This window comes from Micromonospora sp. MW-13 (assembly GCF_003434305.1).
In the GTDB taxonomy this organism is placed as follows: domain Bacteria; phylum Actinomycetota; class Actinomycetes; order Mycobacteriales; family Micromonosporaceae; genus Micromonospora.
This window is the reverse complement of record NZ_QKKX01000001.1, coordinates 210546-237090: the sequence shown is the minus strand read 5'-3', so window position 1 is coordinate 237090 and position 26545 is coordinate 210546. Positions and strand designations below refer to the sequence as shown.

Below are 26545 nucleotides of genomic sequence, written 5' to 3'. Positions count from 1 at the left end.
CAACCGCCGGCCGGGTCCGGCCGGCGGGCGGGCCGCCGGGTGGGCGGGCCCGCCGGCCGGTCGCTCACAGGAACAGCACGCACATCGCGTACGCCGCCGGGGCGGCCAGGGCGAAGCCGCCGAGCGGGCCCTGCATGTGCCGGGCGACCCACATCGTCGGCGGCTCGCCGGCCATCAGCCGGCCCGCCTCGGCGTACCCGACGGCGAGATCGGCCAGCACGGCGGTGGCGGCGGTGACCAGCCCGATCACCGCACCGCTGGTCGGAGTGAAGCTGACCAGGTAGCTGCCCAGGACGGCGCTGGCCAGGGTGCCGGCCATCGCGCCGGCCACCACGCCCGCCGCGCCCCGGGGCACCTGCGGCGCGAGCCGGGGCCAGGGCAGCACCGCGTCGGTGAGCCGGGCGACGGTCAGCGCGACGCCGGTGGCGGTGAGGCAGACGGTGATCGCCTGGGTGCCGGCCGGAATCCGGCTGAGCACGATGAGCGTGGCGAAGGCAACCACGCCGACCACGATCAGCAGGGTGGTGCCGAGCGAGTCGGTGACCCGGACCCGGTCGACCCGGCGGACGAGCTGCCCGAGCACGCCGAGCAGGAAGCCGCCGGCGGCCAGGTACCCGAGTGGGGCGAGGCCGGCGATGTCGGACTGCACGGCGGCGGTGTCGGCGGCGGCGGCCACCACCGCGCTGACCAGGCCGACCAGCAGCAGCGCGGGCGGGCGCATGGCCATCGTCCAGGCCAGGACGAAGATCAGCTGCACGCCGAAGATGATGAACGCGAACGGCAGCCGGTGGCCGGGCCCGGCGGTCTGCGCGCCGAGCACCAGGCCGACGCCGAGCAGCGCGGCGAACCCGGCGACGGTGAGCGAGAGCGGCCGGCGTACCTCGACCGGCTCGAACTCCTCCTCGTCGACGTCGTCGAGGGCCTCGTCGTCGGGCCGCCGGCCCGGGTCGCCGCTGCGGCGCAGCCGGCGGGGGTGCCCCCGCCGGGCCGGGGGACCGTCGTCGTCGACGTCCGGGCCGGTGCGCGGGGCCGGTGGGTGCGCACGACCGGCCGGCCCTGGTGGGACGTCGTCGTCGACCCACGGGTCCCGGCCGGCCTCGGAGGAGGTCGGGGGATACACGTCCCGATCGTGCCAGACCCGGGTGTCGCCGCGGTGGCCACGGTTTCGGCAACGTTAAAACCTGCGGCGCGATCGCGGGCAAGGCAGACAAAACGGAAACGGCCCGGAAGCGCAGGCGGGGTGTTCGGTTACGCTCAAGCCGATACCCGCCCGTCAGCGACGCCGGGACCCACGCAAGTTCTCAGCGCCACCCCCCAGTCGGGAGTGCCGCTGGTCGCGCGCGGCCGAGGGCCGCCGGGACGGAGGTGATCGTGTGGAGATCCTGCTGCTGGTGACCGCACGCGCGGGCGAACCGTCGGTGGTGCTGCCGGCGCTCGACCTGCTGCCGCACTCGGTGCGTACCGCGCCGCGCGACGTCCGCACCCTGGTGGCCGGGCCCAGCCCGGACGCCGTGCTGGTGGACGCCCGGTCGGAGCTGAGCGAGTCCCGGGCCACCTGCCGGATGCTGCACGCCACCGGGCTCGGCGTGCCGCTGGTCGCGGTGGTCACCGAGGCCGGACTGATCGCGCTGAACGCCGACTGGGGCGTCGACGACGTCATCCTGGCCAGCGCCGGTCCGGCCGAGGTCGAGGCCCGGCTGCGGCTGGCGGTCGGCCGACTGCGCAACGCCACCGCCGGGGCCGGCGGCTCGATCCGGGCCGGCGAGCTGACCATCGACCCGGACACCTACGCCGCCAAGCTCAAGGGACGGCCGCTCGACCTGACGTACAAGGAGTTCGAGCTGCTGAAGTTCCTGGCCCAGCACCCGGGCCGGGTGTTCACCCGGGACCAGTTGCTGCGCGAGGTCTGGGGCTACGACTACTTCGGCGGCACCCGGACGGTGGACGTGCACGTGCGGCGACTGCGGGCCAAGCTCGGCTCGGAGTACGAGTCGATGATCGGCACGGTCCGCCAGGTCGGCTACAAGTTCGTCGTGCCGCCGTCGCGGTCGCTGCCCGAGTCCGAGCACGCCCCGATCCCGGTCTGAGCCACGATCCACCGGGCCGGCCCCTCGACGGTCCGGGCAGGTGAACCCCGCCGGTCGAACTGTTTCCAATTTGCCCGTTTTGCGCGACTCGTTAGCCTTATTCTTATTGCCGGGTTGACGGCGAAAGGGGCGACGGTGCGTGCGATGACCACGGGGGCGAAGCGGGGCCGGTCCCGCCACCCGAGCGGCGGTGTCGGCTGATGGGCCCCAAAACGGGCGGACGCTTCGTCGGGCTCGCCGCGGTCGTGGTGGCCGCGCTGCTCGGCTCCGCGTACGCGCTCGGGCAGAGCATGGTGCCCGGGCCGCACCCGCGCTCCACCGGCGTGTCGGCGAACGCGGACGACCCGCACTCCACCGACCAGCCGCCGGAGGCCAGCCCCGGGCGGGACCGGGCGCCGACCCCCAGCCCCGCCGTCCCCACCGCCCGGCCCACCGAGGGCAGCCAGGACGGCGCCACCAGGAAGCCGTCGAAGACAGCGGACGACGGCCTGTTCGGCGCCCGGGTCGACACGGGCTCGGCAGAGGTGGCGCTCACCTTCGACGACGGGCCCGACCCGCAGTACACCCCGCAGGTCCTGGCGCTGCTGCGGGCGTACGGCGTCAAGGCCACGTTCTGCGTGGTCGGTGAGAACGCCCAGAACCACCCCGACCTGATCCAGGCGATCGTGGCCGACGGGCACACCCTCTGCAACCACTCCTGGCAGCACGACGTGCTGCTCGGCAAGCGGTCGCCGAGCGTGATCCGAGCCGACCTGCTGCGCACCAACGCGGCGATCCGGGACGCCGTGCCCGACGCCCCGATCGGCTACTTCCGGCAGCCCGGCGGCGCGTGGACGTACCCGGTGGTGTCGGCGGCCGAGGAGCTCGGCATGACCCCGATGCACTGGACCGTCGACCCGTCGGACTGGAGGGCGCCGGGGGCCGCGAAGATCGCCTCCGCCGTCCTGGCCGGCGTGCAGCCGGGCGCGGTCGTGCTGCTGCACGACGCGGGCGGCGACCGGCAGGGCACCGTGGACGCGCTGCACGACATCCTGCCGGACCTGACCGGCCGGTTCCGGCTGGAGGCCCTGCGCACCGGCACCACCTGAGCGCCCTCCCCGGCGGCGGGCCGGGCGCCGGGACCGGCCCAGAGCCGGCAGCCCGGCCCCGGCTGCCGCTCCCGGTGGCACGGCGGTGGTCGCCGCCGTCGGCGCTCCCGGCGGCCCGGACGGGCACCCGTTACGGTTACGGGATGAGCAGCGCCGAGCCGACGACCGACCGGGTGACCCGCAACGAGGCGCTGACGCCGGCCGAGGCGGCCGACGTGCTGGCCCTGGCCCGGGCGGCCGGGGACGCCGACGGGGCCGACCCGTTCGACGAGCACACGCTGCTGCGGCTACGCGACCCGAAGGCCCCGGCCGTCCACCTTGCCGCCCGCGCGGCGGACGGGACGCTGACCGGGTACGCCCACCTGGACACCACCGACCCGGCGGCCGGCGTCGGCGTGGAGTTGGCCGTCCACCCCACCCGTCGGCGGCGGGGCACCGGCCGGGCGCTGGCCCGGGCAGTGCTCGACGCGGCCGACGGGCCGGTGCGGGCCTGGGCGCACGGCGACCACCCGTCCGCCGCCGCCCTGGCCGTCGACCTCGGCCTCACCCGGGCCCGGGTGCTCTGGCAGCTACGTCGCCCGCTGGCCGACCTGTCGGCCGAGCCGCGCCTGCCCGACGGGGTGGTCCTGCGCGCGTTCGTCCCCGGGGCGGACGACGACGCCTGGCTCGCGCTCAACGCCCGGTCCTTCGCCAGCCACCCCGAGCAGGGCCGATGGACGGCGGCCGACCTGCGGGTACGCCTCGCCGAGCCGTGGTTCGACCCGGCCGGCTTCCTGCTCGCCGTCGAGTCCGCCACGGGGCGGCTGCTCGGCTTCCACTGGACCAAGGTGCACGAGCGGCCCGGGTCGGCCCGGATCGGCGAGGTCTACGTGCTCGGGGTCGACCCGGCGGCGCACGGCGGCGGCCTGGGCCGGGCGCTGACCACGGCGGGACTGGCGTACCTGCGGGACCGGCGGGGGCTGGACCGGGTCATGCTCTACGTCGACGAGTCGAACACCGCGGCGGTCGCGCTGTACGAGCGGACGGGCTTCGCCCGCTGGTGCGCCCACGTCAACTACCACCTCGACTGAGCCGCCGAACCCGCGTCACCCGCGTCACGGCGACGTCACGCGAAGGCCTCGACGCGATAACGGCTGTCATGAAATATCGTATTAATAGCGATACTCGGCCGCGCGTTCACTAATTGGACAACCCGTCCTCAGCCCACGGCCACTTTTCCGGCCGCACCTGTTCACTCCTCGTTCACTTCCGACGGGCGATCCGGCTACCTGGCACTCCTAGCTTTCAGGTCAGCCGGTCACGCCGGCCCTCCCCGGGCCCCCATCCGGAGCGGCCCGTCCGAACGTGAAGGGAAACCCCTCAGGTGAAGCTCCAGCGGCACGGCACTATCGCCTGCCTCGCTCTTACTGCGGTGCTCGGTCTCAGTGCATGCGGCTCGGACAACAACGAGCCCGCCAGCGGCGCCTCCGCCTCCGGCTCGGCCGCCGCGGCCGACTGCGCCACCGGCACCCTGAACGCACAGGGCTCCTCGGCCCAGAAGAACGCCATGGCCGAGTGGATCAAGGCGTACCAGCAGAAGTGCGCCGGCAGCACGATCAACTACGAGCCGTCCGGCTCGGGCGCCGGCATCCAGGCGTTCATCGCCGGCACCGCCGACTTCGCCGGCTCCGACTCGGCCCTCAAGCCGGAGGAGCAGCCGCAGGCCGACGCCAAGTGCTCCGGGGCCACGGCCATCCACCTGCCGATGGTGATCGGCCCGGTGGCCGTCGCCTACAACGTCAGCGGCGTGGACAGCCTCCAGCTCAAGCCGGCCACCCTGGCGAAGATCTTCGCCGGCAAGGTGACCAAGTGGGACGACCCGGCCATCAAGGCCGACAACCCGGACGCGAAGCTGCCGTCGACCACCATCCAGACGGTGCACCGCTCGGACGAGTCCGGCACCACCGACAACTTCACCAAGTTCCTGGCCAAGACCGCGGGCACCGACTGGACCTTCGAGAACGCCAAGGCGTGGAAGGCCCCGGGCGGCACCGGCGCCAAGGGCTCGGACGGCGTGGCCAGCTCGGTCAAGGGCGCCGACGGCTCGATCGGCTACATGGAGTGGTCGTTCGCCGAGAACGCCGGCCTGAAGATGGCCAAGATCGGTAACGGCGCGGGCGAGTTCGCCGAGCTGACCGCCGAGAACGCGGGCAAGACCATCGCCGGGGCCAAGATCGAGGGCCAGGGCGACGACCTGAAGATGTCAGTCGACTACAACACCAAGGAGGCCGGGGCGTACCCGATCGTCCTGGTGACCTACGAGATCGTGTGTGGCAAGGGCCTCGCCGCCGACAAGCTGCCGCTGGTCAAGGGCCTGCTGGGCCACGCGGCCAGCAGCCAGGGCCAGGCCGAGCTGACCGAGCTGGGCTACGCCCCGCTGCCGGAATCGGTCCGGACCAAGGTCGAGGCCGCGGTCAAGAACCTCTCCTGATCCGACCCCGACACCACCACCTCCCTCAACTCGAAGCGAGCGAGCAGATGGGTGAAACCCCTCACCGCTCGGCCGACGCCGGCACCGGCGGGATCCGCGTGGCCTCATCAGGCCAGCAGCGGCCCGCCGGTGCCTCGGCGCGTGTGGCCGAGTCACCAGTCAGCACCCGTACCCCGGGCGGGGACGGCCTCGGCGGCGGCGGTGGCCTGCCCCGGGCGCGGGCCTTCGGCGCGGAGCGCGCCTTCCGCGGCCTGACCCTGGCCGCCGGCACCGCCGTCCTGGTGATCATCGCCGCCATCGCGGTCTTCCTGATCGCCAAGGCGGTACCGGCCCTGGGCGCCAACACCGAGAACTTCTGGACGTACGAGGGCTGGTCGCCCAACGACACCGCACCGAAGTTCGGCATCGGCACGCTCGCCTTCGGCACGGTGCTCAGCTCCGCGCTGGCCCTGCTCATCGCGGTGCCGGTGGCGCTGGGCATCGCCCTCTACCTGTCCCACTACGCGCCCCGCCGGCTCGGCACCGCCCTCGGCTTCCTGATCGACCTGCTCGCCGCCGTTCCGAGCGTGGTCTTCGGGCTCTGGGGGCGGGACATCTTCGTCAACCCGGTCCGGGACTTCTCCGCCTGGCTGAACCAGTACTTCGGCTGGATCCCGATCTTCGGCGGCGACGGCCCGTTCGGTAAGTCGATCATGCTCGGCTCGCTGGTCCTGGCGATCATGGTGCTGCCGATCATCACCTCGCTCTCCCGCGAGGTGTTCCTCCAGACCCCGACCGCCAACGAGGAGGCGGCGCTCGCGCTCGGCGCGACCCGGTGGGAGATGATCCGCACCGCGGTACTGCCGTACGGCCGCCCCGGCATCATCGCCGCGGTCATGCTCGGCCTGGGCCGGGCGCTCGGCGAGACCATCGCGCTGGCGATGACGCTCGGCATCACCTTCGGCATCTCGTTCAACCTGATCGAGAACGGCGGCAACACCATCGCCGCCAACATCGCCAACGCGTTCGGCGAGGCGAACGACACCGGGCGGGGCGCGCTGATCGCCTCCGGCCTGGTGCTGTTCACCATCACGTTGATCGTCAACATCACCGCGCGGGCGATCATCTACCGCCGCCGGGAGTTCACGGAGTCGGCCGCATGACCACCACCATCGCCAACCACCGCACCCGGCCGCCGGCCCAGCCGGCCACGCTCCGGGCCAGACGCCTCCCCCGGTACGCCCCGCCCGCGATCGCCCTGGCGGCCCTCCTGGTCGCCGCCGCCGTCGTGTACGGCACCGGCATCGGTGGCCCGGTCCTCGTCGTGGTGGTCGCCGCGCTGCTCTACCTGGCCGGCCTCTTCGCGGCCAGCAACGCCGTCGAGGGCCGCCGCTCGGCCCGCAACCGCACCTGGAGCGCGCTGATCCACTCCGCGTTCGTGCTGGCCGTCCTGCCCCTGGCCTCGGTGGTCTGGACGCTGGTCAGCAAGGGCGTCGAGCGGCTCGACGGCGACTTCTTCAACACCTCGATGAACAACATCGGGGCCCGGGACCCGAACGGCGGGGCATACCACGCGATCGTCGGGACGCTGGAGCAGGTCGGCATCGCCGCGCTGATCACCGTCCCGCTCGGCATCCTCTGCGCCATCTACGTGGTCGAGTACGGCCGCGGCCGGTTCGCCTTCGCGATCCGGTTCTTCGTCGACGTGATGACCGGCATCCCGTCCATCGTCTCCGGCCTGTTCGTGCTGGCGTTCTGGGTGCTGGTCGTCTCGCCGGTGTTCAACGACGGGCGGCCGGGATTCTCCGGCTTCGCCGCCGCGCTCGCGCTGAGCGTGCTGATGCTGCCCACCGTGGTCCGCTCCACCGAGGAGATGCTGCGCCTCGTCCCCGCGCCGCTGCGCGAGGGGGCGTACGCCCTCGGCGTGCCGAAGTGGAAGACCATCCTGCGGGTCGTGCTGCCGACCGCGCTGCCCGGCATCGTCACCGGCGTCATGCTCGCCGTCGCGCGGGCGGCCGGCGAGACCGCGCCGGTGCTGCTCGTCGCCGGCGGCGGCGCGGCGATCAACTTCAACCCGTTCGAGAACAACCAGTCGTCGCTGGCCCTCTTCGTCTACCAGCAGGCCGGCGACGCGTCGAAGTACGCCCCGGCACGGGCCTGGACGGCGGCGCTGACCCTGGTCGCCCTCGTGCTGATCCTGACGGTCGCGGCGAAGCTGCTGGCTCGCCGGAACCGGCTCGGCCGATGAACCCCGGAGGTACCACCACCATGGCCAAGCGCATCGACGCCTCGAACGTCACCGCCTACTACGGCGCCTTCAAGGCGATCGAGGACATCAACCTGACCGTCGAGCCGAAGACGGTGACCGCCCTGATCGGGCCGTCCGGCTGCGGCAAGTCGACCTTCCTGCGGTCGATCAACCGGATGCACGAGGTGCTGCCGGGCGCCCGGGTCGAGGGCGACCTGACCATCGACGGGCAGAACATCTACGACCGCGACGTCGACGTCACCGCCGTGCGCCGGATGATCGGCATGGTCTTCCAGCGGCCGAACCCGTTCCCGACCATGAGCATCTTCGAGAACGTGGTGGCCGGGCTGCGGCTCAACGGGCTACGCAAGAAGTCCATCCTGGACGAGGCGGCCGAACGGGCGCTGCGCTCGGCGAACCTGTGGGACGAGGTGAAGGACCGCCTCGGCAAGCCGGGCGCGGGCCTGTCCGGCGGTCAGCAGCAGCGGCTCTGCATCGCCCGGACGATCGCGGTCGAACCGCAGGTGGTGCTGATGGACGAGCCCTGCTCCGCGCTGGACCCGATCTCCACGCTGGCGATCGAGGACCTGATGTTCCAGCTCAAGGACAAGTTCACCATCATCATCGTCACGCACAACATGCAGCAGGCGGCCCGGGTCTCGGACCGTACGGCCTTCTTCTCGATCGAGAAGACCGGCGACCCGGGCCGCCTGATCGAGTACGACAACACCCAGAAGATCTTCAGCAACCCGAGCCAGAAGAAGACCGAGGACTACATCACCGGCCGCTTCGGCTGAACCACCGCTCCGCGCCCTCCCGCCCACCCGCCAATCTTGCAGTTACGGTCCCCGATTCGGGAGCTGTGCCCGCCTTGTCCGGGCGGCAAGTGCAAGATCGGCGCAGCGTGGGGGGCGGGGTGGGGTTAGTGGAGGACGAAGCGGGGTTCGCCGGTCTCCGGGAGGTCGAGGCGGGGGGTGATCGGGGTGGCGGCGTCGCGGGTGGCGGACGCGCGGGCCACCCCGGCGAGGTCACCGGCGGCGGCCACCTGGGCCAGGGTGACCAGGGTCGGCGGGAGCATGGTCAGCTCGCCGGCCTCCGCCCGGCCCAGGGCGTCCTCCGGGCGGACCCACATCGTGTGGTCGGCCTCCCCGGAGACGTCCCGGGTCCGCTGCCCCGCCGGCAGCAGGGCGACGAAGAAGTACGTGTCGAAGCGGCGCGGCTCGAACTCCGGGGTGATCCACCGGCTCCACGGCAGCAGCAGGTCCGACCGGAGGGTGAGCGCCCGCTCGGCGAGCAGGCCGGCGAAGCCCCGGCGGCGGGCCGCCAGGTCCTGCCGCGTGGCCTCCCAGTCGTCGCCGCTGACGTCGCCCACCACGGTTGCGGCGTCGGGGCCGGCCAGCAGCACCCCGGACTCCTCGAAGACCTCCCGGGCGGCGGCGCACACCACGGCCTGGGCGGCGTCCGGCGCGACGCCCAGCCGCCCGGCCCAGGCCGCCGGCTCGGGACCGGCCCAGTCGAGGTGGGCCTGGGAGTCCGACGGGTCCACCCCGCCGCCGGGGAAGGCGTACACGCCGCCGAAGGTCATCGCGGCGACGCGGCGGATGACGTACACCTCGAAGTCGGCGCCGGCCGGACGGAGCAGCAGCACGGTGGCCGCGACCCGGGGCCGCGCCGGCGGGCCGCCCTCGGCACGGAACCGGCGGGCGTGCTCGACCAGGGCCGGCGGGGCGGCGAAGCCGTCGCTGTCGATCGTCATGCGCCGAGCCTAGTCCCGCCGGGTGGCTGGGCCCCTCCGGCGGCCGTGGGGCCGGACCGCCCCCGACTAGCGTGAACGCATGACACGTTGGGGGATTCTGGCCACCGGCCACATCGCCGGCCGCTTCGCCGAGGACCTCCGGCTGGTGCCGGGGGCCGAGTTGGTGGCGGTCGGCTCGCGGACGCCGGAGGGCGCCCGGCGGTTCGCCGACAAGCACGGCGCGGAGCGGGCGTACGGCTCCTGGGCGGAGCTGGCCGCCGACGACGAGGTGGACGCGATCTACGTGGCCACCCCGCACGCGGCGCACCACGAGGCCACCATGACCTGCCTGGCCGCCGGTCGGGCGGTGCTGGTGGAGAAGCCGTTCACCCTCGACCTGGCGGACAGCACCGAGCTTGTCGAGGCGGCCCGCGCCCGTGGGGTCTTCCTGATGGAGGCCATGTGGATGCGGACGAACCCGCTGATCCTGCGGGTGGTGGAGCTGATCGCCGACGGGGCGATCGGGCAGGTCACCAGCGTGCGGGCGGACTTCGGGGCGGCCGGGCCGTTCGCCCCGGAGAGCCGGATGCGGGCCCGGGCGCTCGGCGGCGGCGCCCTGCTCGACCTGGGCGTCTACCCGGTCAGCCTGGCCCACCTGCTGCTCGGCGTCCCGCAGCACGTCCGAGCGTGGGCGAAGCTCGGCCCGGAGGGGGTGGACGAGAACACCGGCATTGTCCTCGGCTACGACTCCGGGGCGGTGGCGACGCTGAGCTGCGGCATGATCGGGGTCACCCCCCTGGTCGCCTCGATCACCGGCACCACCGGCCGGATCGACCTGCCCGACCCGTTCTTCCGGCCGCCGTCGGCGACCCTGCACCGGGCCGGGGCCGACCCGGAGACGATTCCCGCCGACCTGACCGGCGGCGGCTACCAGTACGAGGCCGCCGAGGTGCAGCGCTGCCTCGCCGAGGGGCTGACCGAGAGCCCGCTGGTCCCGCACGCCACCACCCTTGAGGTGATGGCCCTGCTGGACGCCGTCCGGGAGCAGATCGGCGTGCACTACAAGTGAGGAGGGAGGGGCCCCCGCCGAAGCAGGGGCCCCTCCGGACGCCCGTCAGCCGAAGAGCGGGCGGACCAGCAGGTACGTGATGCAGGCGATCAGCGCCGCGGCCGGGAACGTGATGATCCAGGCAAGCACGATGTTGCCGGCGACGTTCCAGCGCACGGCGGAGAGCCGCTTGGTGGCGCCCACGCCCATGATCGCCGAGGTGATCGTGTGGGTGGTGGAGATCGGGGCCTTGAGCACCAGGGCGTTGAAGTAGAGCACCGCGCTGGCCACCGTCTCGGCGGCGAAGCCCTCCGGCGGGCCCAGGTCGATGATCTTGCGACCCAGGGTCCGGATGATCCGCCAGCCACCGGCGTACGTGCCGGCCGCCAGCATGGCCGCCGAGGTCCAGAACACCCAGCCCGGGATGTGGGTCTTGTCGCTCTGGAAGCCACCGGTGTAGAGGGCGAGGACCACGATGCCCATGGTCTTCGCGGCGTCCTGCATGCCGTGGCCGACCGACATGGCCGCCGCGGACGCGGTCTGCGCCCAGCGGAAGCCCCGGTTGAGCTTGCCCGGCTGCCCGTTGCGGAAGATCCACAGGATCGCCAGCATCAACAGGTAGCCCAGGGTCAGGCCGACGATAGGCGAGAGCACCATCGGCAGGAGGACCTTCTCGCCGATCGTGGCCCACTGCACCACGCCGTCGGCGGCCAGCAGGGTCGCCCCGACCAGGCCGCCGAACAGCGCGTGCGAGGACGACGACGGCAGGCCGAAGTACCAGGTGATCAGGTTCCAGGCGATCGCGCCGAGCACCCCGGCGAAGACCACTCCCAGGCTGGCGACCCCGGTGGGCAGGGTGACCAGGCCGTCACCCACGGTCTTGGCGACGCCGGCGCCGAAGTGGGCGCCGACGAAGTTGCCGACCGCAGCGAGGGCGAGCGCGACCCGGGGGGTCAGGGCGCGGGTCGAGACGCTGGTGGCGATCGCGTTGGCGGCGTCGTGGAAGCCGTTGGTGTAGTCGAACGCCAGGGCCACCGCGATCACCGCCAGCACGGCGATGAGTTCGGGACTCACAGGATCAGGACTCCTTGACCGCGATGGTCTCGACGGTGTTGGCCACGTGCTCGAAGGCGTCGCAGGCGGCCTCCAACTCGTCGGCGACCTCCTTCATCTTGAGCACGGTCAGGGCGTCGTACTCGCCGGAGAAGAGGCGGACCAGCAGCATCCGGTACATCTGGTCGCCGTCGTTCTCAAGCCGGTTGCACTCGATCCAGTAGTCCTCAAGGTCCTTCATCGACTTCAGCCGGGGCATCGCCTCGGCGGTCAGCTTGGCCTGCTGGTCCAGCACGTTGACCAGCTCGTGCAGCTCGCGGGGCAGCGCCGGCAGCTTGGTCAGGCCGTACAGGTAGAGGAGGTTGCCCACCGCCTCCAGGTGGTCCATCACGTCGTCGAGCAGCGAACCCAGCCGGTAGATGTCCTCGCGATCGAACGGGGTGATGAAGGTAGAGTTGATCTTCTTGTACAGGTCGTGGGTGATCTGGTCGCTGTCGTGCTCGACCTCGGTGAGCCGCTCGCTGACCGACTGGACGTCCACGCCGGGCAGCGCCAGCTCGTTCAGCAGCTCGGTACCCCGCACCAGGTTCTGCGCGGCCCTGGTGAAGAGCTCGTAGAAGGCGCCCTCGGTGGGGCGGAAGGAAAACTTCACAGCCTGGACCTCGTCGTGTCGGTGGAAGGGTGGCGGACGCCCCGGGGGTGCCTGCAGTGGGAATGCTAGGAAACGGCAGAACCGCCAATTCGCCGGCCCACCCCCGGCCAGCCGCCATTCATTGGTCGTTCACCTGCTGTTCACCTTGATCCGGTCAATCGCCGCACAACCGCCTGCGCTCCGCCGCCACGTCGAAGTCCGCCGCCGGGTACCCCAGATCCAAGTCGTCGAACGTCTCCCGGAGCAGGTGGGCCACCGCCCAGTCCCGGTACCACTTACGGTCGGCCGGCACCACGTACCAGGGCGCGGCGTCCGTGTCGCACCGGGCCAGGGCCTCGGCGTACGCGGCCTGGTAGTCGTCCCAGCGAGCCCGGGAGTCCAGGTCGCTCGGGCGGTACTTCCAGTGCTTGGCCGGGTCGGTCAGCCGCTCCAGCAGCCGCTGCCCCTGCTCGGCGTACGAGATGTGCAGCAGCACCTTGACCAGCCCCACCCCGGCGTCGGTCAACTCCCGCTCGAAGGCGTTGATCTCGTCGTACCGGGCCCGCCAGGTGGCCTCCGGCACCAGCGACTCCACCCGGGCGATCAGCACGTCCTCGTAGTGCGAGCGGTTGAAGATCCCGACGTACCCGGGCGGCGGCAGCGCGCGCCGGATCCGCCACAGGAAGCCGTGCCGCCGCTCCTGTGCGGTCGGCGGGCCGAACGAGCGGATGTGCAGCCCGAGCGGATTCATCGCGCCGGCCACCCGCTTGATCGTGCCGTCCTTGCCGCCGCAGTCCATGGCCTGGAGCACCAGCAGCACCCGCCCGGGGCGACCCCGTTCCAGGCCCGTGTCAGCGGTCGTCGGGGCGCTGGTGGGCGCGTCCGGGCCGGCCGCGCCCGTCGCGGCGGCGTACAGCATCTCCTGCTGCCGCCCCAGCCCCACGCCGAGCAGTCCCACCTGCCGCCGCGCCCACGCCTTGCGGTCACCGCCGTGGCCCGCCGCGCCGGGCAGCCCCGGCGTCGACCGGGGATCGACGGTCCCCAGGTCCGCGAAGCCGTCCCCCACCCGCAGCAGCCCCCTCATCGTGCCGCCCTCCGGCGCCACGACCTCCGTCCCACCGAACAGTTCCATCACCGGATCATCACCCACGTCGCCCCAACCCGCTCGCCAACTCCCCGCCCCCTCCCCCGCCCCCTCCCCGCCCCTCCCTCCGCCGATCATGGAGCGGTGGTGCCCGACGTGCCCCTTCACGCGAACTTTGCGGGGCACCACAAGTCCATGATCGAGGGTGGGGTGGGTGGGGGTGGGTGGGTGGGGAGGGGAGGATGGGGGGACGGAGGGGGTGGGTGGGGTGGGGGAGTTGGTTGACGAGTTCGAGGCGGAGCGGGGGCGGCTGACCGCCGCGGCTTACCGGATGCTGGGTAGCCGGAGCGAGGCCGAGGACGCGGTCCAGGAGACCTGGCTGCGCTGTGCCGGGGCGCTCGGCGACCCGGCCGAACGGGCGAAGGTCCGCAACCTCGCCGCCTGGCTGGCCACCACCTGCGGGCGGATCTGCCTCGACGTGCTCCGCTCGGCCCGGGTACGCCGGGAGTCGTACCCGGGGCAGTGGCTGCCCGAGCCGCTCGTCGGCCCGTACCACCCCGGGCCGGCCCCGGACGGGTTCGCCCCCGACCCCGCCGAGCGGGCGGTCCGCGCCGACCGGCTCGGCACCGCCCTGCTGGTGGTGCTGGAACGGCTCAGCCCCGAGCAGCGGGTCGCCCTGGTGCTGCACGACGTGTTCGCGGTGCCGTTCGACGAGATCGCCGGGATGCTCGGCGTCACGGTGGTGGCCGCCCGGCAGCTCGCCTCCCGGGCCCGCCGGGCGATCACCGCCCCGGATGCTCCCCGGCACACCGCCGACCTGGCCGAGCAGCGGCGGGTGGTCGCCGCGTTCGTCGCGGCGACCCAGTCGGGCGAGCTGGCCGAACTGGTCCGGGTACTCGCCCCCGACGTGGTGCTGATCGGCGACGGCGGCGGGCACTTCCCGGCCGCCCGCCGGCCGGTCACCGGCGCCGACGCGGTGGGCCGGTTCACCCTGGGCCTGTTCGGCCAGGCCGGCCGCTACGGCGGGCGGGTGCGGGCCCGGCCGGTGCTGGTGGACGGGTCGCTCGGGTTGCAGTTCGAGATCGCGCACCCCGACGGCCGGCGGCAGCGCCTGGTCACCGCGTTCGCCGTGCACGACGGGCGGATCACCGGCATCTTCAACCAGCTCAACCCGGACAAGCTCACCCGGCTGCCCGACCTCGGGGCCGGGGCCGAATGGCCGCCGCGCTGGTGACCCGCCGCCGGCGGCGCGGGACTCAGACCACCAGCGCCAGCCACTTGCGGTACGACGTGGCGAACGGCTCGCTGCCGTCGCCGAGCGCGACCAGCAGTCGGCGGGACGCGGCCTCGGCCTCGGCGACCAGGTCGGCCGGGTAGCCGAAGCGCTCCCGGTGCTCGGCGAACTCGTCCTCGTCGCGCAGCTCGACCAGCCCGGTGCCCCGGCGGCGCACCACGTCCAGGTCGAGGTCGAACAGGTGGACCGTGTCCCCGCCCTCCCACCGGGCCGGGGTGGTGATGTCGCAGTAGACCTCGCTGGTCCGCGGCGGCGGGTTGAACATCCCCGTCCACCAGGCGTGCCGCGGCACCAGCAGCACGAAGGGGATCTGCTCCACCGAGGGCCGGCCGTGGTAGACCGACTCCGTCCCGGCCGGCACGCCGAGCCAGACGCCGAGGTCGTCCTCGGCCAGGCGGCGGGCCGGGTAGTCGCGGTGGGCGCTGCCGTCGTACTTGCGGTAGATCACGCGGACCACGTCGCTCGGCATGAGTCGCACCCTAGTCGATACCGCCCATCGGTCGCGCGGGAGAAGTAACCGGATGCGGCCCGTGGGATTCCGTAGGGTGAGGCCGCCACGCGGGGCGGGGCGTGCCCGGCGTCGGCGGCGGCGGGTACCGTCGCACGGTGACTCCGCCGCGCACCGCTCCCGGTTCCGCCCTCCCCCGCAGCGCGTCCCGGCGGCGCGGGAAGCGGGCGAGCGCCGGGGAGCTGCTCGCGGTGGCGGTCGGCGCGGTCCCCGGCGGGGCGGCCCGCCCCGGCCAGCAGGAGATGGCCACCGCCATCGAGGAGTGCGTGACCTCCCGCGAGCACCTGCTGGTGCAGGCCGGCACCGGCACCGGCAAGTCGCTGGCGTACCTGGCCCCGGCGCTGACAGTGGACGGTCCGGTGGTGGTCTCCACCGCGACCCTGGCGTTGCAGTCCCAGCTCGTCGAGCACGACCTGCCCCGGCTCGCCGACGCGGTGGAGCCGCTGCTCGGCCGCCGGCCGACCTTCGCGGTGCTCAAGGGGCGGCACCACTACCTCTGCCTGGCCCGGCTGGACAACTCGACCGAGGACGAGCCGACGGACACGCTGTTCGACGCGGTGGAGCCGCGGGCCGGGGGCGGGGGCGGAAGATGGCTCGGCGAGGCCGGCCGGATCGGCAAGCAGGTCCAGCGGCTGCGGGACTGGGCGCTGGAGACCGACACCGGCGACCGGGACGAGCTGGACCCGGGCGTCGACGACCAGACGTGGCGGCTGGTCTCCATGCCGGCCCGGGAGTGCGTCGGGGCGTCCCGCTGCCCGTTCGGGGCCGAGTGCTTCGCCGAGGCGTCCCGGGCCCGGGCCCGCGAGGCCGACGTCGTGGTCACCAACCACAGCCTGCTCGCCGTCGACATGCTCGCCGGGCGGCACATCGTCCCGCCGCACAAGCTGCTCATCGTGGACGAGGCGCACGAGCTGGCCGACCGGGTCTCCTCCGCCGCCCAGGCCGAGCTGGTGCCGGAGCTGATCGACCGGTCCACCCGGCGGGCCCGCCCGCTGCTCCGGCCGGAGGTCGCCGAGCGGCTCACCGAGGCCGGCGACGCCCTCGCCGTCGGCCTGGCCGAGGTGCCGGCGGGCCGGCTCACCGCCGGGCTGCCGGGGCCGCTGCGCGAGGCGTGCACGCTGCTCGACGCGGCCACCCGGGCCGCCCTGGACGCGATCGGCGACGTCAAGTCCGACGACCCGGACCCGGTCCGCAAGCAGCAGGCCAAGGCGGTGCTGGACGAGCTGTCCGGCACCGCCCAGCGGCTGCTGGAGGAGGCCGAGCACGACGTGGCCTGGGTGGAGAAGCCGGACAACGGCAGCCGCCGGGCGCTGGTGGTGGCCCCGCTCTCGGTCGCCGGCACCCTCGCCACCCACCTGTACGACGAGCGCACCGTCGTCGCCACCTCGGCGACCCTGGCGCTGGGCGGCCGGTTCGACACGGTGGCCCGGGCGCTGGGGCTGGACGCGCCACCGCCCGCCCCGCCGTCCCCGGCCGCCGCCGCGCTGGCCGTCGCCACGGCCCGCGGTGACGCCCCGCCCGGCACCGTCCCGGTCGCCGCCGCGCCGGGCAGCCGGCCCACCACCGGGACCGTCCCGGCGACCGAGGGGCCGGGCTGGCGCTCGCTCGACGTCGGCTCGCCCTTCGACTACGCCCGGCAGGGCATCCTGTACGTCGCCGCGCACCTGCCCCGCCCCAGCGTCTCCGGGCTGCCCGAGGCGGCCGGCGAGGAGCTGCTGGCGCTTGTCGGCGCGCTCGGTGGGCGTACCCTCGGGCTCTTCTCCTCGCGGCGGGCCGCGCAGCAGGCGGCGGAGCTGCTGCGGGCGCGGACCGACCTGCCGGTGCTGCTCCAGGGCGAGGAGGCCCTGCCGCTGCTGGTCCGGAGGTTCCGCGAGGAGCGGTCGAGCTGCCTGTTCGGGGTGATGTCGCTGTGGCAGGGGGTGGACGTGCCGGGCGACTCCTGCCAGCTCGTGGTGATCGACCGGCTGCCCTTTCCCCGTCCGGACGAGCCGCTCGCGGCGGCCCGCGCCGCCGCCGTGGACGCGGGCGGCGGGTCCGGCTTCGCGGCGGTGAGCGTGCCGATCGCCGCCGTCCGGTTGGCCCAGGGGGTCGGCCGGCTGATCCGGGCCACCGGGGACCGGGGGGTGGTCGCGGTGCTCGACTCGCGGCTGGAGACGGCGCGGGGCTACGGCCCGTTCCTGCGCCGCTCGCTGCCCCCGTTCTGGTACACCACCCGCCCGGAGATCGCCCGGGGCGCCCTGGAACGCCTCGGCAAATCCTGACGCCCGCGTTCGAGGAGAGACGGGCCCGCCCCCGCGCAGCGGCGGGGACGGGCCCGGTGGCTCGACGGCACGGTCAGGGCGCCTTCGCGGCGACCACCACGGCGTCCGGCGGGGTGTCCGGCACGGTACGCGCGGCGAGCCGGCGGACCGCGGTGTTGAGCACCGCGATCAGCGGCACCGAGACCAGCGCCCCGGTGATCCCGGCGAGCACCACGCCCGCCGCGATGCCGATGATCACCGCGAGCGGGTGGATGGCCACCGCCCGGCCCATGATCAACGGCTGGAGGATGTGCCCCTCGACCTGCTGCACGCCGATCACCACGCCGAGGATGATCAGCGCGGTGACCGGGCCGCTGTCGACCAGCGCGACCAGCACCGCGACCCCGCCGGAGAGCGCCGCCCCGACGATCGGGATGAACGCTCCGAGGAAGACCAGCGCGGCCAGCGGGAACGCGAACGGGATGTCGAAGATGACCAGGAAGATGCCGATGCCGACGGCGTCGATGAACGCGACCAGCACGGTGGCCCGGACGTAGGCGCCCAGGGTCTCCCAGGATGCCCGGCCGGCGTCGTCGACCTTCCACCGGGCGGCCACCGGCAGCAGCCGGACCAGGAAGCGCCAGATCCGGCTGCCGTCGCGCAGGAAGAAGAAGGTGGCGAAGAGCACCAGCACGATGCCGGTCAGCACCTCGGCCAGGGTCGCCGCGGTGGAGACGGCCCCGCTGGTGAACTTCTCGGTGTTGTTGTTGATCCAGGCCTGCGCCTCGTCGATGTACCGGGTGAGCTGGCTGTCGGACAGGTGCAGCGGGCCGGTCTTCAGCCAGTCCTGGATCTGCCGGACGCCTTCGGACGACTTCTTGCTCAGCTCCGGCACGCCCTTGATGAACTCGTTCACCACGAGCGTCAGCGTGCCGATGACGGCGGCCAGGCCGCCGACCAGCACCACCGCGGTCGCCAGCGAGCGGGGGAAACGCGCCCGGAGCAGCCAGCCGACGGCCGGCGCCAGCAGCGCCGAGAGCAGCAGCGCGATGGCCAGCGGAATGATCACGATGCTGATGGTGGCGACGATCTTCAGCAGCGCCCAGAACACGACGCCGACGACGATCAGCCGCCACGACCAGGCGGCGGCGATCCGCAGGGCGTGCGGCACGTCCGCGTCGTCGCGGCTGGCGGTGGAGTGGTGCGTCGCGGCGGGCGGCCCGACGCCGACCACCGTCGCCGACGACGGGGCCACCGGGCCCGGCGCGGTGGGGGACGCCACCCCGGGTTCCCCCGGGGCGTCGGCGCCGTCCGTCGCCGCAGTGTGGCCCGTCGGGCCGGCCTGGCCGGTCGGGTCGGCGCGGGCCTGCCGCACCGACTGCCGGCCCGCCTCGTACGCGCGGCGGAGCCGTCCGCGTACCCGCTCGAAGCGGCTCAAGCGCACCTCCCGCATCAGAATCAACCCGCCCGGAGGACAGGGGGGACAGGATACGTCCGTCTGCCCCAGCCTAGGCCGGTTCCGCCACACATTGCCCCGGCCGCCATCGGCGTAACCACCGGCGGGCGGCCCGGCCGGACACGGTACCGTTCCGGTCGTGACCGCCGACCAGAACCTCGACTCCGGCCTGCCGATCCGTCTGCTGCACGACCGCGTGCTCGTGAAGGTGGACGGCAGCGAGGGTGAGCGCCGCTCCACCGCCGGCATCGTGATCCCCGCGACCGCCGCCGTGGGCAAGCGACTGGCCTGGGCGACCGCCGTGGGCGTGGGGCCGCACGTCCGCTCGATCGTCTCCGGCGACCGGGTGCTCTTCGACCCCGACGACCGCTCCGAGGTAGAGCTGCACGGCCGGGGGTACGTCCTGCTGCGCGAGCGGGACGTGCACGCCGTCGCCGCCGAGCGGGTCGAGGCGGAGGCGACCGGCTCGACCGGCCTGTACCTGTAACGCCCCCGGCCGGCCCTTCCCGCTCCCCTCCCCCCGGTTCGTCCCGGCTCCCACCGTCGTCCACCCCGACGGCGCGTCGTTTGCGGCTGCCGGCGACGGGAAGCCAGGCACGTCCAGCGCCCTGGGGAGGGATCGTGCCGGTGTTCGTGAAGAAGGTGTTCCTCTGGGGAAGCGTCGCGTTCCTGATCTACTTCGTGGCGTTCCGGCCGGACAGCGCGGCGCAGATGTGCAAGTCGATCGGGGCGGGCCTGATGGCGATGGCCACGGGCATCGGTGACTTCCTCACCGGCGTGATGACCTGACCGGCCGACCCGCCCCCGTCAGGCGGCGCCCGGCGGCCAGGGGGCGGCCGGGCCGGGACCGTACCAGCCCGGCGGGCCGTAGGGCCCGGGGTGGGCCGGGGGCGGCGGGGCGAGCACCACCGGGATCGGCACCACCGGCTCGTCCGGGGCGTCGACCGGCCGGTGCGAGCCGTCGGGGAACCGCAGGTGGTAGCGGTGGCCGTCCCAGCTCCCGACCGGCGCCTGCGGGTCCCGGCCGACGAAGAACGACCGGTACGCGGTGATCGCGTCCAGCAGCTCCCGTTCCTCCCGCGCGGTCCGTTCCCGGTCGGCCGGCCTGCGGTCCAGCCCCCGGCGCATCCCGTCGCGCAGCAGCGCCAGCCGGGTGGCGGAGAACTGGTACCCGCGCATCGCCTTGAGCCCCCCGTCGCCGGCCACCCGCCGGGCCCAGCTCCGGGCGGCGTGCCGCCGGCCCAGGCTGCCCAGCGCCGCCACCTCCGGCGGGGTCAGCCACCCGGCCCGCACGTAGTCGGGCAGGGTGCGCTCGGTCAGCCGCCCCTCCCAGCCACGCAGCCAGACCGCCAACCCGACCATGCCGAAGAAGATCGGCACCATCACCCCGAGGTAGCCGTACAGGGCGATCATCGCCTGCCCGGTGGCCTGGGCCAGCGACGGCAGCAGGTTCCAGGTGCCGTGCAGCATCATCGCCAGCAGCAGGCCCGCGACCGGGGCGAGGAAGCGCACCCGACGGTCGGCGGTCCGGGCGGCGATGCCGAGGCCCACGCCGGTCATCGAGGTGAACAGCGGGTGGGCGAAGCCGAACAGCAGGATCCGGACGATGAAGATCGCGATGACCTGCTGGGCCCCGGTCGCCGGGCCGTACTCGTCGACGCCGGAGGCGTAGCCGTAGCCGCCCAGGTAGAGGATGTTCTCCACCATGGCGAAGCCGACCGCCGACAGCCCGCAGTAGACCAGGCCGTCGGTGATGCCGGACCATTCCCGGCGGCGGAAGACCAGCAGCAGGATCGGGCCGAGCGCCTTGGTCAGCTCCTCGATGAACGGGGCGACCAGCACCCCGGTCAGCGCGTTGGGCAGCTCCCAGTCGGCGAACCGGGCGGCGAAGAACTCGTTGACGGTCAGCGAGGCGGCCGTGGAGACGAAGGCGCCCCACGCGAAGCAGAAGATCAGGTACTTCAACGGCTCGGGCTCGTACCGGTCCAGCCACAGGAAGCAGGAGACCAGCACCGGCACCGGCAGGATCGCGGCGACCACGCCGATCAGCAGCGCCTGCGGCCCCAGGTTCGAGCCGAGCACGAAGAGCATGTAGACCGCGCACGCCGCGATCAGCAGCACCACCAGGGCCAGCACCAGGAACCGCCGCCAGCCCAGCCGGCGCAGCGGCATCCGGGGGGCGGCTCCACCGGGCGGCGGAGGGACGTCGGGCGCGGTCCACGACGACGCGGCGCCGCCGGGCGGGGTGTCGGCCATCCCGTCAGCGTAGTCACCCCCCGCCGGCCGTTCCGGCCGCATCGGTCGACCGTTATCCTGTCATCAGGTCACGAGCGCCAGCGTCAAGCCCCGGCTTGCTGGCCGGCAACCCTCGTCGAGTTCGCGGTGGGGTGCCCCGGGTGATGACCGGGCCCAGCCCCGTCCGGCGCTGGGCAAGCGCGGACCCCGTCCCGGTGGGTGTCACCCGGGGTCCCGAACCCCGGAGGTCGGGCCATGACCGTCACCCTCGTACCCCCGCTCGCGTCGACCGCACCGGCGACGCCGCGACCGCTCGACGTGCTCGGCGTGCCGGGCCAGCTCAACCTGGACTACGCCGCCACCGCGCCGTGCGCGCGGGCCGCGGCCGACGCGGTGACCGAGCTGCTGCCCTGGTACGCCAGCGTGCACCGCGGCGCCGGCGCGCTGTCGCGCCGCTGCACGCTGGCGTACGAGCGGGCCCGGCAGACGATCGGCGACTTCTTCGGCGCCCGCGCCGACGACCACGTGGTGTTCACCCGCAACACCACCGACGCGCTGAACCTGTTGGCCCGGGCCCTGCCCGCCGGGACCACGGTGGTGACGTTCGCCGGGGAGCACCACGCCAACCTGCTGCCCTGGCCGCGCGGCTCGGTGCGGCTGCCGATGCCGGCCGACCCCGCCGAGGCGGTCCGGGCGCTGGACGCGGCGCTGACCGAGCTGCGTCGCGGGGCCACCGCCGGCCCGCCGGTGCTGGTGGCGGTGACCGGGGCGAGCAACGTGACCGGGGAGCGCTGGCCGGTGGCCGAGCTGGCCCGGGTGGCCCGCCGGCACGCCGCCCGGATCGCGGTGGACGCCGCCCAGCTCGCCCCGCACGCCCCGGTGGACGTGGCCGCGCTGGACGTGGACTACCTGGCCGTCTCCGGGCACAAGCTGTACGCGCCCTTCGGCGCGGGGGTGCTGCTCGGGCGGGGCGACTGGCTGGACGCGGCCCCGCCGTACCTGGCCGGTGGCGGCGCCACCAGTCACGTCGGGGCCGCCACCCACGACGTACGGTGGGCCACCGGCCCGGCCCGGCACGAGGCCGGCACGCCCAACCTGCTCGGCGCGGTCGCGCTCGCGGCGGTCTGCGCGGCGCTGGCCGACGCGGACCGGGCGGCGCTGCACGCCCGCGAGCAGGCGCTGCTGGCGCGGCTGCGGGACGGCCTGACCGCCCTGCCACACGTGGTGGAGTTGCGCGCCTTCGGCCCGGACGCGCCCCGGGTGGGCATCGTCTCGTTCGTGCTGGCCGGCCGGGACTCGGCCGAGGTCGCGGCCGAGCTGGCCACCCGGTACGGCATCGGGGTGCGCGACGGGCTGTTCTGCGCCCACCCGCTGGCCCGCCGGCTGCTCGCCGAGGCCGCCGCGCGCAGTGGTCACCGGGACCTGCCGCCGACCGCCCTGCGGGCCAGCATCGGCCTGGGTAGCCCACCGGAGCACGTCGATCGCCTGCTCACCGCCCTCGCCGAGCTGGGCTGAGCGCCCCTCAACCCAGCGGCGGGGCCATCGGCGGCTTCGGGGCGGCGCCGCTCTCGGCCGGGCCGGCGTTCGGTTTCTCCTGCTCGCCGAAGGACTCCCGGATCAGCCGGTTGGCCTCCGCCTGGTCGATGCCGGAGGCGACCAGCAGGTCGCTGGCGGTGGTACGCACCTGCGCGATCACCACGCTGCCGGAGAACCCGACCCCCTGCGCGTACGCCCGGCCGGCCTCGCTGACCGCGCGCAGCGACCGCTCCCGGGCCTTCTCCGTCTCCGCCCCGGCGGCGAACTCGTGGCGGAGCAGGCGGACCGACTCGGCGAGGTGGCCGACCGCATCCGGCATCGGCTCCGGCACCGGCTCCTCGTCCTCGATCATCGTCACGGAGCGCCGGATCAGGGTGCCGCTGTTGCGCATCGCCCGGTCGATCGGCTCGGCCGCCTCGGCGTAGTGGGTCAGCTCGCTGCGCCGGTGCCAGCGCGCCGGCGAGAGGGTGCTGGTCTCCTTCGCGCCCTCGATCGCCTCGGTGAAGGTGCTCAGCTCCTCCTTGTTCTCCCGGAGCCGTTCCAGCGCCCGCTGGGCGCTGTCCCGGTCGCGCCTGCGCAGCGCCTCGGCGGCGACGTCGAGCTGGTCGGCGAGCAGGTCCAGCGCGGGCCGGGCGGCCCGGTTGATCACCCGCAGCGGGTTCAGCGGCAACAGCACCGCCGTCACCACCAGCGCGATCCCGCCGCCGATGAAGGCGTCGATGAAGCGCGGTATCTCCAGGTCCTTGGTGGACGGGCTGAGCGTGACGATCAGCACGGCGGTGGCGGCGGCCTGGATGACGACCGCCACGCTCGCGCCGAAGAAGATGGTCAGCAGGATGGCCGCCGTCACCACCAGCCCGAGCTGCCAGCCCCCGGTGCCGACGAAGTAGATCAGCACGTCGCCGAGGAACACCCCGACCGCCACCCCGACGATCAGCTCGACGGTCCGGCGCAGCCGCTGGCCGACCGACGCGGCCAGGGTGCCGACCGCCGAGATCGGCGCGAAGACCGGCTGCGGGTTGCCCAGCAGGTGGTGGGAGACGATCCAGGCCAGCGCGGCGGCCAGCCCGGCCTGCACGGCCAGGCCCGTCGCCATCCGGACCCGGTGCAGCCGGTCGTGCAGGGTGGCCCTGCCGCGGTGGCGAAGCTGCTCCATCGCCGCCGCGATGCGCGCCGAGTCGATGTCGGCCCCGCCACGGCGCAGGCCGGCACGCCGCAGCAGCGACGGTCGGCGGTCCCGGGCCACGGCCATGGCGGGGACTACCCGCCGCGGGGGCGGTGAATCCTCGCCCGTTCCGGCAGACTCGATCGGGTGACGGACTCGGACGGCCGCCGGGGAGCGGCGGAGCTGATCGACAGGTGGCGGGCGGCGGCCCGGGGTGCCGGGGCCGGGGACTCACCGGCGCTGGCCGACGCCGGGGCGGGGCTGCTGGCCCGCTGGCGGGAACCGCACCGGCACTACCACACCGTCCGGCACCTGGCCGCCGTCCTCGACGTCGTCGACGCGCACGCCGAACTGGCCAGCAGCCCCGACCTGGTCCGGCTCGCCGCCTGGTGCCACGACGCGGTCTACGATCCGCGCGTCGGCGGGGACGGCAACGAGCGGGCCAGCGCCGACCTCGCCGACGCGCTGCTGACCGGGTCCGGGGTGCCGGCCGGGGCGGTGGCGGAGGTGCGGCGGCTGGTGCTGCTCACCGCCGGGCACGCGGTGGCGGCCGGGGACCGCGACGGCGCGCTGCTCTGCGACGCCGACCTGGCCGTGCTGGCCGGCCCGCCCGACGAGTACGACCGGTACGCCGCCGCCGTCCGCCGGGAGTACGCACACGTGCCGGAGCCGGACTTCCGGGCCGGACGGGCCCGGGTGCTCGACGGCCTGCTGGTCCTGCCCACCCTCTACCGGCTGCCCGCCCTGGCGGCCCGCTGGGAACACCCGGCCCGGGCCAACCTCCGCCGCGAACTCGCCACCCTCCGCTGACCCCCGCCGACCCCCGCCGACCCCCGCGATCATGGAGTTGCGGTGCCTAACAAAAGGCGCGAAGGGTCCTGCAACGGGCACCCGAAGTCCAAGATCGACGGGGGTGGTGGGCGGGGGTCAGGGGCGGGAGAGGTGTTTGGGGCGACGGAGGTTGGCGGCGCGGAGGAGGCGGACCAGTTCACGGCTGGGGACGACCCGGGCCCCGAGGTACACCGCCATGGCGTACCGCTCGGCGGGGATGTCGTAGTGGTCGCGGTCGAACGCGCGGCGGGGCACGCCGAGCGCCTCGGCGAAGGTGTGCAGCTCGGCGGGCGAGACGTCGCTGATCAGATGGGACCAGAGCCGCCCGCGCGCCGGCCAGGCAGGCCGGTCCAGGTACAGCATGGTCACCAAAACTAGCCGGGAGTTAGCCTCTGCTGCATGGCTGCCTCCCCCCTCCTCGCCGACCTGCGCACCGTGCTCGGCGACGACGCCGTCCTGACCGACCCGGACCTGCTCCGGATGCACGAGCGGGACGAGGCCGACCTGTGCGCCGCCGGGACGCCGCTGGTGGTGGTCCGCCCGCGCGGCACGGACGAGGTGGTCGGCGTGGTCCGGGCGGCGGCCCGGCACGGCGTACCGGTGGTGCCGCAGGGGGCGCGCACCGGGCTGGCCGGCGCGGCGAACGCCGTGGACGGCGCGATCGTGCTGAGCACCGTGGCGATGGACCGGATCCTGGAGATCGACCCGGTGAGCCGGATCGCCGTGGTCCAGCCCGGCGTGGTGAACGCGACGCTGGCCGGCGCGGTACGCCGGGAGGGGCTGTACTACCCGCCGGACCCGGGCTCCTGGGAGTCGTCCACCATCGGCGGCAACGTCTCCACCAACGCGGGCGGCATGTGCTGCGTCAAGTACGGCGTGACCACCGAGTACGTGCTCGGCCTGGAGGTGGTGCTCGCCTCCGGCGAGGTGCTGCGCACCGGCCGGCGCACCGCCAAGGGTGTCGCCGGGTACGACCTGACCCGGCTCTTCGTCGGTTCGGAGGGCACCCTCGGCGTGGTCACCGAGGTGACCGTCGCGCTGCGGCCAGCCCCGGAGGAGTCGCTCACCCTCGTCGCCGTCTTCGACTCGACGGCGGAGGCCGGCGCGGCGGTGGCGGAGATCGCCGCGAAGGGGCTCACCCCGAGCCTGCTGGAGCTGCTCGACCGGACCCACCTGGGGGCGATCGAGGCGTACCAGCCGATGGGGCTGCGCACCGACGCGCAGGCGCTGCTGCTCGCCGCCGTGGACACCGGGTCGCGGGCCGCCGACGACCTGGCCCGGATCGCCGAGGTGTGCGGGGCCGCCGGGGCCGACGAGGTGTACGCGGCCACCGACGCGGTGGAGGCGGCGGCGCTGTTGCAGGCCCGCCGGCTGGCCCACCCGGCGATGGAGAGGTTCGCCGCCGACGCGTACCCGGGCGGGAACGGCGGGCTGATCATCGACGACGTGGCCGTCCCCCGGGGCTCGCTCGCCGCGCTGCTGGACGGGGTGGCCCGGATCGCCGGGGAGTGCGACGTCCCGATCGGCGTGGTGGGGCACGCCGGCGACGGCAACCTGCACCCGAACATCGTGGTCGACCGCGCCGACCCGGCCAGCCTGGACCGGGGCCGGCGGGCCTTCGACGAGATCATGCGGCTCGGCCTGGAGCTGGGCGGCACCTGCACCGGCGAGCACGGGGTGGGGCTGCTCAAGCGGGACTGGCTGGCCCGGGAGATCGGCCCGGTGGGCGTCCGGGTGCACCAGGCGATCAAGGCGGCGCTGGACCCGGACGGGATGTTCAACCCCGGCAAGGTGCTCTGAGCCCCGGTCCACGACGGCCGACCCGGCCGCCTGCCGGCCGGGGTGGCGCCGGTCCGG

24 protein-coding genes, 2 pseudogenes and 1 riboswitch are annotated in these 26545 nt (G+C 74.1%); of the genes and pseudogenes, 16 read left to right on the top strand and 10 right to left on the bottom strand.

Annotated elements, in window-relative coordinates:
• Nucleotides 1-64 precede the first annotated feature (64 nt).
• Complete coding sequence (locus C5N14_RS01090; protein ID WP_117664905.1) at nucleotides 65-1120, bottom strand: hypothetical protein; 1056 nt, start codon at nucleotides 1118-1120, stop codon at nucleotides 65-67.
• Nucleotides 1121-1373: 253 nt separating this feature from the next.
• Here C5N14_RS01090 and C5N14_RS01085 point away from each other — a divergent pair, with 253 nt between their 5' ends.
• The 7 genes from C5N14_RS01085 (at nucleotide 1374) to pstB (ending at nucleotide 8669) form a co-directional block, all read left to right on the top strand.
• Nucleotides 1374-2087 (top strand): response regulator transcription factor, encoded by a 714-nt coding sequence (locus C5N14_RS01085; protein WP_117664904.1) that lies wholly within the window; start codon nucleotides 1374-1376, stop codon nucleotides 2085-2087.
• Nucleotides 2088-2287: 200 nt separating this feature from the next.
• Nucleotides 2288-3175: a polysaccharide deacetylase family protein gene (locus tag C5N14_RS01080; protein WP_117664903.1), complete on the top strand. Its 888-nt coding sequence runs from the start codon at nucleotides 2288-2290 to the stop codon at nucleotides 3173-3175.
• A 143-nt stretch (nucleotides 3176-3318) separates the two neighbouring features.
• Nucleotides 3319-4245, top strand: a complete 927-nt coding sequence (gene mshD, locus C5N14_RS01075; RefSeq protein WP_117664902.1) for a mycothiol synthase — start codon at nucleotides 3319-3321, stop codon at nucleotides 4243-4245.
• 293 nt (nucleotides 4246-4538) lie between these two features.
• Complete coding sequence (pstS, locus tag C5N14_RS01070; protein WP_117664901.1) at nucleotides 4539-5645, top strand: phosphate ABC transporter substrate-binding protein PstS; 1107 nt, start codon at nucleotides 4539-4541, stop codon at nucleotides 5643-5645.
• A gap of 47 nt (nucleotides 5646-5692) precedes the next feature.
• Entirely contained in the window at nucleotides 5693-6787 is a 1095-nt protein-coding gene (gene pstC / locus C5N14_RS01065; protein WP_117664900.1) for a phosphate ABC transporter permease subunit PstC, read from the top strand.
• On the top strand, nucleotides 6784-7872 hold the full coding sequence (gene pstA, locus C5N14_RS01060) for a phosphate ABC transporter permease PstA (protein WP_117664899.1): 1089 nt from the start codon (nucleotides 6784-6786) through the stop codon (nucleotides 7870-7872). Before pstC ends, pstA begins: the two co-directional genes overlap by 4 nt.
• Before the next feature lie 20 nt (nucleotides 7873-7892).
• The gene (gene pstB, locus C5N14_RS01055; protein ID WP_117664898.1) at nucleotides 7893-8669 is read left to right on the top strand and encodes a phosphate ABC transporter ATP-binding protein PstB; all 777 of its coding nucleotides are present in this window, start codon (nucleotides 7893-7895) and stop codon (nucleotides 8667-8669) included.
• Between the two features lie 125 nt (nucleotides 8670-8794).
• On the opposite strand, the gene C5N14_RS01050 is transcribed toward pstB, so the two are convergent.
• Nucleotides 8795-9628: an NUDIX domain-containing protein gene (locus C5N14_RS01050; protein ID WP_117664897.1), complete on the bottom strand. Its 834-nt coding sequence runs from the start codon at nucleotides 9626-9628 to the stop codon at nucleotides 8795-8797.
• A gap of 79 nt (nucleotides 9629-9707) precedes the next feature.
• On the opposite strand from C5N14_RS01050, the gene C5N14_RS01045 reads away from it, so the two are divergent.
• Entirely contained in the window at nucleotides 9708-10676 is a 969-nt protein-coding gene (locus tag C5N14_RS01045; RefSeq protein WP_117664896.1) for a Gfo/Idh/MocA family protein, read from the top strand.
• A 45-nt stretch (nucleotides 10677-10721) separates the two neighbouring features.
• On the opposite strand, the gene C5N14_RS01040 is transcribed toward C5N14_RS01045, so the two are convergent.
• From C5N14_RS01040 to C5N14_RS01030, 3 genes are all read right to left on the bottom strand, one after another.
• Nucleotides 10722-11729, bottom strand: a complete 1008-nt coding sequence (locus tag C5N14_RS01040) for an inorganic phosphate transporter (RefSeq protein ID WP_117664895.1) — start codon at nucleotides 11727-11729, stop codon at nucleotides 10722-10724.
• A gap of 4 nt (nucleotides 11730-11733) precedes the next feature.
• Entirely contained in the window at nucleotides 11734-12360 is a 627-nt protein-coding gene (locus C5N14_RS01035) for a DUF47 domain-containing protein (RefSeq protein ID WP_117664894.1), read from the bottom strand.
• A gap of 154 nt (nucleotides 12361-12514) precedes the next feature.
• On the bottom strand, nucleotides 12515-13471 hold the full coding sequence (locus C5N14_RS01030) for a PPK2 family polyphosphate kinase (protein WP_117664893.1): 957 nt from the start codon (nucleotides 13469-13471) through the stop codon (nucleotides 12515-12517).
• A gap of 220 nt (nucleotides 13472-13691) precedes the next feature.
• Here C5N14_RS01030 and sigJ point away from each other — a divergent pair, with 220 nt between their 5' ends.
• A complete protein-coding gene (sigJ, locus tag C5N14_RS01025) occupies nucleotides 13692-14657 on the top strand; it encodes an RNA polymerase sigma factor SigJ (RefSeq protein ID WP_117664892.1) in 966 nt (321 codons plus the stop codon).
• A gap of 22 nt (nucleotides 14658-14679) precedes the next feature.
• On the opposite strand, the gene C5N14_RS01020 is transcribed toward sigJ, so the two are convergent.
• Nucleotides 14680-15186 carry a DUF402 domain-containing protein gene (locus C5N14_RS01020; protein ID WP_117664891.1) on the bottom strand — a complete coding sequence of 169 codons (507 nt, stop codon included), beginning with the start codon at nucleotides 15184-15186 and terminating at the stop codon, nucleotides 14680-14682.
• 137 nt (nucleotides 15187-15323) lie between these two features.
• Between C5N14_RS01020 and C5N14_RS34045 the strand changes: the two are divergent.
• A pseudogene (locus C5N14_RS34045) lies at nucleotides 15324-16685 on the top strand (ATP-dependent DNA helicase); the annotation flags it as partial.
• A gap of 114 nt (nucleotides 16686-16799) precedes the next feature.
• Nucleotides 16800-17486 (top strand): annotated as a pseudogene (locus C5N14_RS34040) (ATP-dependent DNA helicase); the annotation flags it as partial.
• Nucleotides 17487-17559: 73 nt separating this feature from the next.
• Here the strand turns inward: C5N14_RS34040 and C5N14_RS01010 are convergent.
• Entirely contained in the window at nucleotides 17560-18918 is a 1359-nt protein-coding gene (locus C5N14_RS01010; RefSeq protein ID WP_117664890.1) for an AI-2E family transporter, read from the bottom strand.
• Nucleotides 18919-19060: 142 nt separating this feature from the next.
• Here C5N14_RS01010 and C5N14_RS01005 point away from each other — a divergent pair, with 142 nt between their 5' ends.
• Nucleotides 19061-19408 (top strand): co-chaperone GroES, encoded by a 348-nt coding sequence (locus tag C5N14_RS01005; RefSeq protein WP_117664889.1) that lies wholly within the window; start codon nucleotides 19061-19063, stop codon nucleotides 19406-19408.
• Nucleotides 19409-19542: 134 nt separating this feature from the next.
• On the top strand, nucleotides 19543-19710 hold the full coding sequence (locus tag C5N14_RS31920) for a hypothetical protein (protein WP_165878010.1): 168 nt from the start codon (nucleotides 19543-19545) through the stop codon (nucleotides 19708-19710).
• Nucleotides 19711-19728: 18 nt separating this feature from the next.
• Here the strand turns inward: C5N14_RS31920 and C5N14_RS01000 are convergent, their stop codons facing one another.
• Complete coding sequence (locus C5N14_RS01000; protein ID WP_165878009.1) at nucleotides 19729-21219, bottom strand: PrsW family intramembrane metalloprotease; 1491 nt, start codon at nucleotides 21217-21219, stop codon at nucleotides 19729-19731.
• 24 nt (nucleotides 21220-21243) lie between these two features.
• A riboswitch (SAM riboswitch) is annotated at nucleotides 21244-21363 on the top strand.
• Nucleotides 21364-21411: 48 nt separating this feature from the next.
• Between C5N14_RS01000 and C5N14_RS00995 the strand changes: the two genes are divergently transcribed.
• Nucleotides 21412-22671 carry an aminotransferase class V-fold PLP-dependent enzyme gene (locus C5N14_RS00995; RefSeq protein ID WP_117664888.1) on the top strand — a complete coding sequence of 420 codons (1260 nt, stop codon included), beginning with the start codon at nucleotides 21412-21414 and terminating at the stop codon, nucleotides 22669-22671.
• A 7-nt stretch (nucleotides 22672-22678) separates the two neighbouring features.
• Here C5N14_RS00995 and C5N14_RS00990 read toward each other — a convergent pair whose 3' ends face one another.
• Nucleotides 22679-23938: an aromatic acid exporter family protein gene (locus C5N14_RS00990; RefSeq protein WP_243639029.1), complete on the bottom strand. Its 1260-nt coding sequence runs from the start codon at nucleotides 23936-23938 to the stop codon at nucleotides 22679-22681.
• Nucleotides 23939-24004: 66 nt separating this feature from the next.
• On the opposite strand from C5N14_RS00990, the gene C5N14_RS00985 reads away from it, so the two are divergent.
• A complete protein-coding gene (locus C5N14_RS00985; RefSeq protein ID WP_117664886.1) occupies nucleotides 24005-24667 on the top strand; it encodes a metal-dependent phosphohydrolase in 663 nt (220 codons plus the stop codon).
• 117 nt (nucleotides 24668-24784) lie between these two features.
• On the opposite strand, the gene C5N14_RS00980 is transcribed toward C5N14_RS00985, so the two are convergent.
• Nucleotides 24785-25051, bottom strand: a complete 267-nt coding sequence (locus C5N14_RS00980; protein ID WP_117664885.1) for a DUF4031 domain-containing protein — start codon at nucleotides 25049-25051, stop codon at nucleotides 24785-24787.
• 36 nt (nucleotides 25052-25087) lie between these two features.
• Here C5N14_RS00980 and C5N14_RS00975 point away from each other — a divergent pair, with 36 nt between their 5' ends.
• The gene (locus tag C5N14_RS00975) at nucleotides 25088-26488 is read left to right on the top strand and encodes an FAD-binding oxidoreductase (RefSeq protein ID WP_117664884.1); all 1401 of its coding nucleotides are present in this window, start codon (nucleotides 25088-25090) and stop codon (nucleotides 26486-26488) included.
• The last annotated feature ends 57 nt before the right edge of the window (nucleotides 26489-26545 follow it).

Coding starts and splice junctions, on each gene's coding strand:
- C5N14_RS01080 (WP_117664903.1), top strand. CDS start 2,288: ATGGGCCCCAAAACGGGCGGACGCTTCGTCGGGCTCGCCGCGGTCGTG.
- C5N14_RS01010 (WP_117664890.1), bottom strand. CDS start 18,918: ATGCGGGAGGTGCGCTTGAGCCGCTTCGAGCGGGTACGCGGACGGCTC.
- C5N14_RS00975 (WP_117664884.1), top strand. CDS start 25,088: ATGGCTGCCTCCCCCCTCCTCGCCGACCTGCGCACCGTGCTCGGCGAC.
- pstB (WP_117664898.1), top strand. CDS start 7,893: ATGGCCAAGCGCATCGACGCCTCGAACGTCACCGCCTACTACGGCGCC.
- C5N14_RS01020 (WP_117664891.1), bottom strand. CDS start 15,186: ATGCCGAGCGACGTGGTCCGCGTGATCTACCGCAAGTACGACGGCAGC.
- C5N14_RS01045 (WP_117664896.1), top strand. CDS start 9,708: ATGACACGTTGGGGGATTCTGGCCACCGGCCACATCGCCGGCCGCTTC.
- C5N14_RS01030 (WP_117664893.1), bottom strand. CDS start 13,471: ATGGAACTGTTCGGTGGGACGGAGGTCGTGGCGCCGGAGGGCGGCACG.
- C5N14_RS01050 (WP_117664897.1), bottom strand. CDS start 9,628: ATGACGATCGACAGCGACGGCTTCGCCGCCCCGCCGGCCCTGGTCGAG.
- pstA (WP_117664899.1), top strand. CDS start 6,784: ATGACCACCACCATCGCCAACCACCGCACCCGGCCGCCGGCCCAGCCG.
- C5N14_RS00995 (WP_117664888.1), top strand. CDS start 21,412: ATGACCGTCACCCTCGTACCCCCGCTCGCGTCGACCGCACCGGCGACG.
- C5N14_RS00980 (WP_117664885.1), bottom strand. CDS start 25,051: ATGCTGTACCTGGACCGGCCTGCCTGGCCGGCGCGCGGGCGGCTCTGG.
- pstC (WP_117664900.1), top strand. CDS start 5,693: ATGGGTGAAACCCCTCACCGCTCGGCCGACGCCGGCACCGGCGGGATC.
- C5N14_RS01000 (WP_165878009.1), bottom strand. CDS start 21,219: ATGCGGCCGGAACGGCCGGCGGGGGGTGACTACGCTGACGGGATGGCC.
- mshD (WP_117664902.1), top strand. CDS start 3,319: ATGAGCAGCGCCGAGCCGACGACCGACCGGGTGACCCGCAACGAGGCG.